5 protein-coding genes are annotated in these 5125 nt (G+C 41.1%); all 5 read left to right on the top strand.

The window, feature by feature from the left end:
- Positions 1 to 247 precede the first annotated feature (247 nt).
- The 5 genes from AC1DCD_RS10000 to mobV all read left to right on the top strand — a co-directional run bounded on the left by AC1DCD_RS10000 (position 248) and on the right by mobV (position 5074).
- Positions 248 to 1174, top strand: a complete 927-nt coding sequence (locus AC1DCD_RS10000; protein ID WP_353586538.1) for a hypothetical protein — start codon at positions 248 to 250, stop codon at positions 1172 to 1174.
- Between the two features lie 120 nt (positions 1175 to 1294).
- A complete protein-coding gene (locus AC1DCD_RS09995) occupies positions 1295 to 1588 on the top strand; it encodes a helix-turn-helix domain-containing protein (protein WP_060932637.1) in 294 nt (97 codons plus the stop codon).
- 4 nt (positions 1589 to 1592) lie between these two features.
- Entirely contained in the window at positions 1593 to 2783 is a 1191-nt protein-coding gene (locus AC1DCD_RS09990) for a primase-helicase family protein (protein WP_464640251.1), read from the top strand.
- 268 nt (positions 2784 to 3051) lie between these two features.
- The gene (locus AC1DCD_RS09985; protein WP_008450404.1) at positions 3052 to 3963 is read left to right on the top strand and encodes a toprim domain-containing protein; all 912 of its coding nucleotides are present in this window, start codon (positions 3052 to 3054) and stop codon (positions 3961 to 3963) included.
- 175 nt (positions 3964 to 4138) lie between these two features.
- Entirely contained in the window at positions 4139 to 5074 is a 936-nt protein-coding gene (gene mobV, locus AC1DCD_RS09980) for a MobV family relaxase (protein WP_480349353.1), read from the top strand.
- The last annotated feature ends 51 nt before the right edge of the window (positions 5075 to 5125 follow it).

Below are 5125 nucleotides of genomic sequence, written 5' to 3'. Positions count from 1 at the left end.
CCTTTCTTTTTATATAGACTTATGAAATTATGTGCCTGAGAGGAGAGGGCTTGCAACTGGGTTTTAGGACTGACCCACTATATAACAATGCAATGAGAAAGGTGTACTTTCATAGTTTTTCGACACTCAGATTTATATTTAATTAACGACAACTCTTCCCTTTTATTCTGTTTGTTTCCCTTTCTTGGCTTTTTCTCCAACGAATGCCCTATCTTTGTAAACAGTACCCACCATAGAAAATTACAAAATGGAAAATGGCAATCTAAAGATACAGCTTGACAGTATTCAACGAATATTAAACTACTGTATTACCCAGACCTACAATGTGCTCATTGGAAATATTCTGAGGAAAAAGAGCTGTGTAAGCAATATGCAGTTTAAAGAGATTTTACAAAAAGAATATATCCGAATAACAGACGATCTTTCTTCCATTTATCTAAATTATCCTGCCCTTTCGTGTGTGGAAGAATCTTATAACGAAAATATTTTCTTATGGGATAGCACTTTCTATGAATCATTGAACAAAGAGCAAAAGGGGAAGTATTCTAACTTTGATTTGGTAACGTTCGATTATAGTAAGTATGTTGAGAATCACACTTTGTACGATGAAGTCCTTCCGATGTTTTCATCGCTCATTGATGCAATTCTTTATGAACGTTATGCAAATTATCTAAAATGTGAGATTGAAAAGATAGAAATAAGCGAAATCAAGAATTCTTTTCCACGCCATTCTACAATTGTCTATGATAACATCGAGCCAAGCAAGCCAAAAGAAAAACCCGTGATTGTTGGCAATGAAATCAATCCTTTCAAATCTGATTTTTCGGAAGAACAGATTGAAATACTAACTGATTGCATCAATGATGTTAAACTTTTTACGACCAGTGTTTCACCAAAGATTACTAAAAATTTATTTGATTGTAATCTGAAAGGAGTACTAAAATCAAACAATAACCGACTACTTGCGTATCTCATGCAAAGTCTTAATCTTCGGGGATACGTTACTAATGAATGGCAGTCTACCATTGCACGCAGTAAATTCATATTGGGAAAAACCAAAGACACACCATTAACACGAACTGACCTTTCCTCTGCAACAGATCAAATCAACATGAAGCAGCCGAAAGGATGGGAAATCATAGATAAATACATCAAACAACTGAAAAAAGATTGAGCATAGGTTGATACGTCAAACATTGCTCAATGCCAGTTCCTTTTATCGTTTCTAATTTTGCCCTCGTTAACAGCAACGAGGGTGCGCACCCTCTATCGTTTTACCTAACAAATAAAAAATATGGAAAAGACCATAGAGGAACGAGTTTACGAACTCGAACAACTTCTCTTTACAAACAAAAATGTGCTTAGTTTTGATGAAGCAAGCAAGTTTCTCAATCTATCAAAGAGTTATCTTTATAAGCTCACATCGGGCAATCTGATTCCTCATTATAAGCCACAAGGTAAGATGCTTTATTTTGAGAAAGCAGAACTCGAAGCATGGCTGCGTCAAAATCCCATCAAGACTTCTGCGCAAATAACCCAAGAAGCACAGAGATATATCATGGGTAGCAAACCTTTAATGCAGAAGTAAGGCTATGGAAAACGAGAATTTCATTCGTGTTGGCACAACCTTGTATAAGATTGTGAACCAACCTCGCATTAATGGTGGTTTTTTCAAAAAGCGTATCGTATGGAACAACGAAACGCTACGGCAAGACTATGGCAAGGACTTCATTGCCACTGTACCGAAGTATGATGGTTTCTGTACTGTTCCTAACCATGTGAATTATCAACCAGTTATTGACAAGTTTCTGAATCTCTACGAACCGATAGGACACCAGCCAAAAGAAGGAGAGTTCCTACACATCGAATCCCTGATAAGGCATATCTTCGGGGAACAATACGAGTTGGGAATGGATTACTTGCAATTGCTCTATCTCCAACCCGTGCAGAAACTCCCCATCCTCCTGATGGTGTCAGAAGAGCGCAACACAGGTAAGAGTACGTTCCTCAATTTCCTCAAAGCTGTTTTTCAGAACAATGTAACTTTTAATACCAACGAGGATTTTCGCAGCCAATTCAATGCGGATTGGGCGGGAAAACTGCTTATTGTTGTGGACGAGGTATTACTCAACCGCAGGGAAGACAGTGAACGATTGAAAAATCTCAGCACAACGCTTTCCTATAAGGTGGAAGCCAAGGGCAAAGACCGAGATGAAATCTCCTTTTTTGCCAAGTTCGTGCTATGTTCCAATAACGAGTTGCTCCCTGTTATTATAGATATGGGAGAAACCCGATATTGGGTAAGGAAGATAAATCGTCTGGAAAGTGACGATACCGACTTTCTGCAAAATTTGAAAGCCGAAATTCCAGCCTTTCTCTATTTCCTGCAGCACCGCCCCTTATCTACCCAAAAGGAGAGTCGCATGTGGTTTGCGCCCCAACTGACCTTTACGCCAGCTCTGCAGCGCATCATCCGCAGCAATCGCAACAAGTTGGAGCTTGAGTTGGCTGAACTCTGTCTAGACATCATGGAAATGAACAATGTAGAGGAATTGTCCTTCTGCATCAATGACATGATGCCGCTCATGAGTAATACGCAGTGCAAATACGACAAGGGACAGATTAGGAGAATCGTACAGGATATTTGGAAACTGACTCCAGCGCCCAATACGCTGACTTACACTACCTATCAACTCAGCTACAATACTCCGCAGTATTATTCTCCCATCCGAAGGACAGGACGATTTTATACAATCACCAAGGAGCAGCTCAAGAGTTTATAAACAATTTTATATCCATTATTTTGATGAAATGATGAATAAGCTATATAAAGTATTCAGTACAAGTCATTTGTGTTCTCATCTTTTACTCATCGTTAATATACTACTGATGAAAAAAGAAAAGGAAGGTATTTTTCTTTTTGTCAGCGATTCCATTTTGAAAAGTAGTATGATGAGGGCATGATGAGTTTTCAACTCTCTGATAACCATATAGATAAAAGCAATTTTATCAGTTCATCAAATTTATTATCAATTTAAATTTTACATAATCATGAATACTGAAAAAATAAAACAGATAAAGTTGCAGGACTTTCTTGCAGCAATGGGCTGTAAGCCTGTAAAACAGTATGGTGTCAACCTCATGTACCTCTCTCCACTCAGAACGGAAAGGCACGCATCGTTTAAGGTAAACACCGAACTCAATCTATGGTACGACTTCGGCATTGGCAAAGGTGGCAACATCATCGACCTTGCAGCGTTGCTCTACAACTCTTCGGACGTGTCGTATCTTATTCATCAGATAGAACGCAATGCGCCAAGCTGTGCGTCGGTCTGTCAGCCCATAGTCAAGTCGACTACACCACAGAACTCCTTTGAGCATCTACAAGTGCTTTCTCTCACGCATCCTGCCCTTATCCAATATCTTGAGAAAAGATGCATCAACATAGAAATGGCCAAAACGGTGTGCAAGGAAATGCACTTTGATATTAGAGGTAAACATTACTTTGCTATTGGTTTGCCCAATATCTCTGGTGGGTATGAATTGCGCAATCCATTCTTCAAGGGATGCATGACGCCAAAAGATATCAGTCATTTCTGTATGGGAGAGCAGAAGAATGTATGTTTTCTTTTCGAGGGCTTCATGGACTTCCTATCATTCCTTACGATTCGAAGAAGGGAGAACAACGGACTGATACGCCAGGACTATATGGTGCTCAATTCTGTGGCGAATGTCCGTAAGTCATTAGAGCGTTTGTCGCACTATGACAAAGTACAATGCTTCTTGGATAATGATGATGCAGGACGGAAGGCATACCAAGAGTTGCTCACGGAACTAAAAATACCCGTCATTGACTCTTCAGGTCTATACGCTGACTGCAAGGATCTCAACGAGTTCCTTTGCCGTCAGGACAGTCTCCTGCAGAAGCCTGTTAGGGAACAACGAAGAGGGCTCAAGCCTTGAGACTTTCGTTCCTCTTGCCTACGGAGTTTTTATGGCAATAAAATGCCATAGCTCATTAGGGAATTTTTCGAGCCGCAATACAAGTAATGCTAAAAAATCCCAATGAGCCAAGGGCGTTACACCCCTCTGGACTCCCAGTTTCAAAAATCGGTACTTGCACCATCTTGTCAAGTGGATGATGCAAGTACCTCTACAACGAACTAAAAATTTTCATGATATGGCAAATTTTGTAGTTCTCCATCTGGAGAAAGCAAAGGGGGCAGATACCAAGATGTCTGCCCATATTGAACGCACTTTCATTGCAGGCAACGTGGATGAAAGTCGCATACACCTCGACCGAGAAATGATTGCTTTTCCCAAAGGTGTGAAATCACGGTCGGCAGCTATTGAGCATCGAATAGAGAATGCGCACCTCAAGCGCAAAGTGGGAAAGAACCAAGTGCATGCCATCCGCGTGATGCTTTCAGCAAGTCCCGAAGCAATGGAAAGGATACAGCACGAAGGAAGGCTTGACGATTGGTGTGAGCAGTCGGTGAAGTGGATGCAGGATACCTTTGGGATAGAGAATCTGGTCTCTGCTGTTCTACACATGGACGAACAGACTCCTCATATCCATGCAACGGTAGTTCCTATCGTCACTGCTGCACGCAGAAAGAAGAAATCAGAGGACAGCGTGAAGAAGCACTATCGCAAGAAAGCCGAAGGCTCCCGTCTGTGTGCCGATGATGTAATGACACAGGCAAAACTCAAGAATTATCAATCATCGTATGCCGAGGCGATGCAGTCCTTTGGTTTGGAACGTGGTATTGACGGGTCGGAAGCAAGACATATCTCTACCCGTGAGTATTATACCGAGCAATACCGCAAGGCAGAGAATCTCAAGGAGGATATTGTACTTTTGGCAGAGCAGAAGGAGCAAGCAGCAGAAGACCTTTCAAAGGCGAAGTCTGAACTCAAACAAGCTACGTTGAAGAAAGACATCAGCAATGCAGGTTCCCATGTAGCCCGAGCCATTGGTTCTCTTTTCACAAGCAAAGACCAACAGGTAATAGCGGACCTTAACAAACAGCTCTTCGAGAAAAACGGGCGTATAGCTCATTTTGCAGGATGATTTTGAGAAGTATGTATCCTATAGCTCAAATTGCAGGATGATTTTTTCCGA

It is taken from the genome of Prevotella sp. C0209C1 (genome assembly GCF_056583855.1).
The sequence above is the reverse complement of the archived record's forward strand: the minus strand, read 5'-3'. Positions and strand labels throughout refer to the sequence as shown.

What these genes read in the sequence shown, in the direction of transcription:
- AC1DCD_RS09985 (WP_008450404.1), top strand. Translation starts at nt 3,052, where the DNA reads ATGAATACTGAAAAAATAAAACAGATAAAGTTGCAGGACTTTCTTGCA.
- AC1DCD_RS10000 (WP_353586538.1), top strand. Translation starts at nt 248, where the DNA reads ATGGAAAATGGCAATCTAAAGATACAGCTTGACAGTATTCAACGAATA.
- mobV (WP_480349353.1), top strand. Translation starts at nt 4,139, where the DNA reads ATGATGCAAGTACCTCTACAACGAACTAAAAATTTTCATGATATGGCA.
- AC1DCD_RS09995 (WP_060932637.1), top strand. Translation starts at nt 1,295, where the DNA reads ATGGAAAAGACCATAGAGGAACGAGTTTACGAACTCGAACAACTTCTC.
- AC1DCD_RS09990 (WP_464640251.1), top strand. Translation starts at nt 1,593, where the DNA reads ATGGAAAACGAGAATTTCATTCGTGTTGGCACAACCTTGTATAAGATT.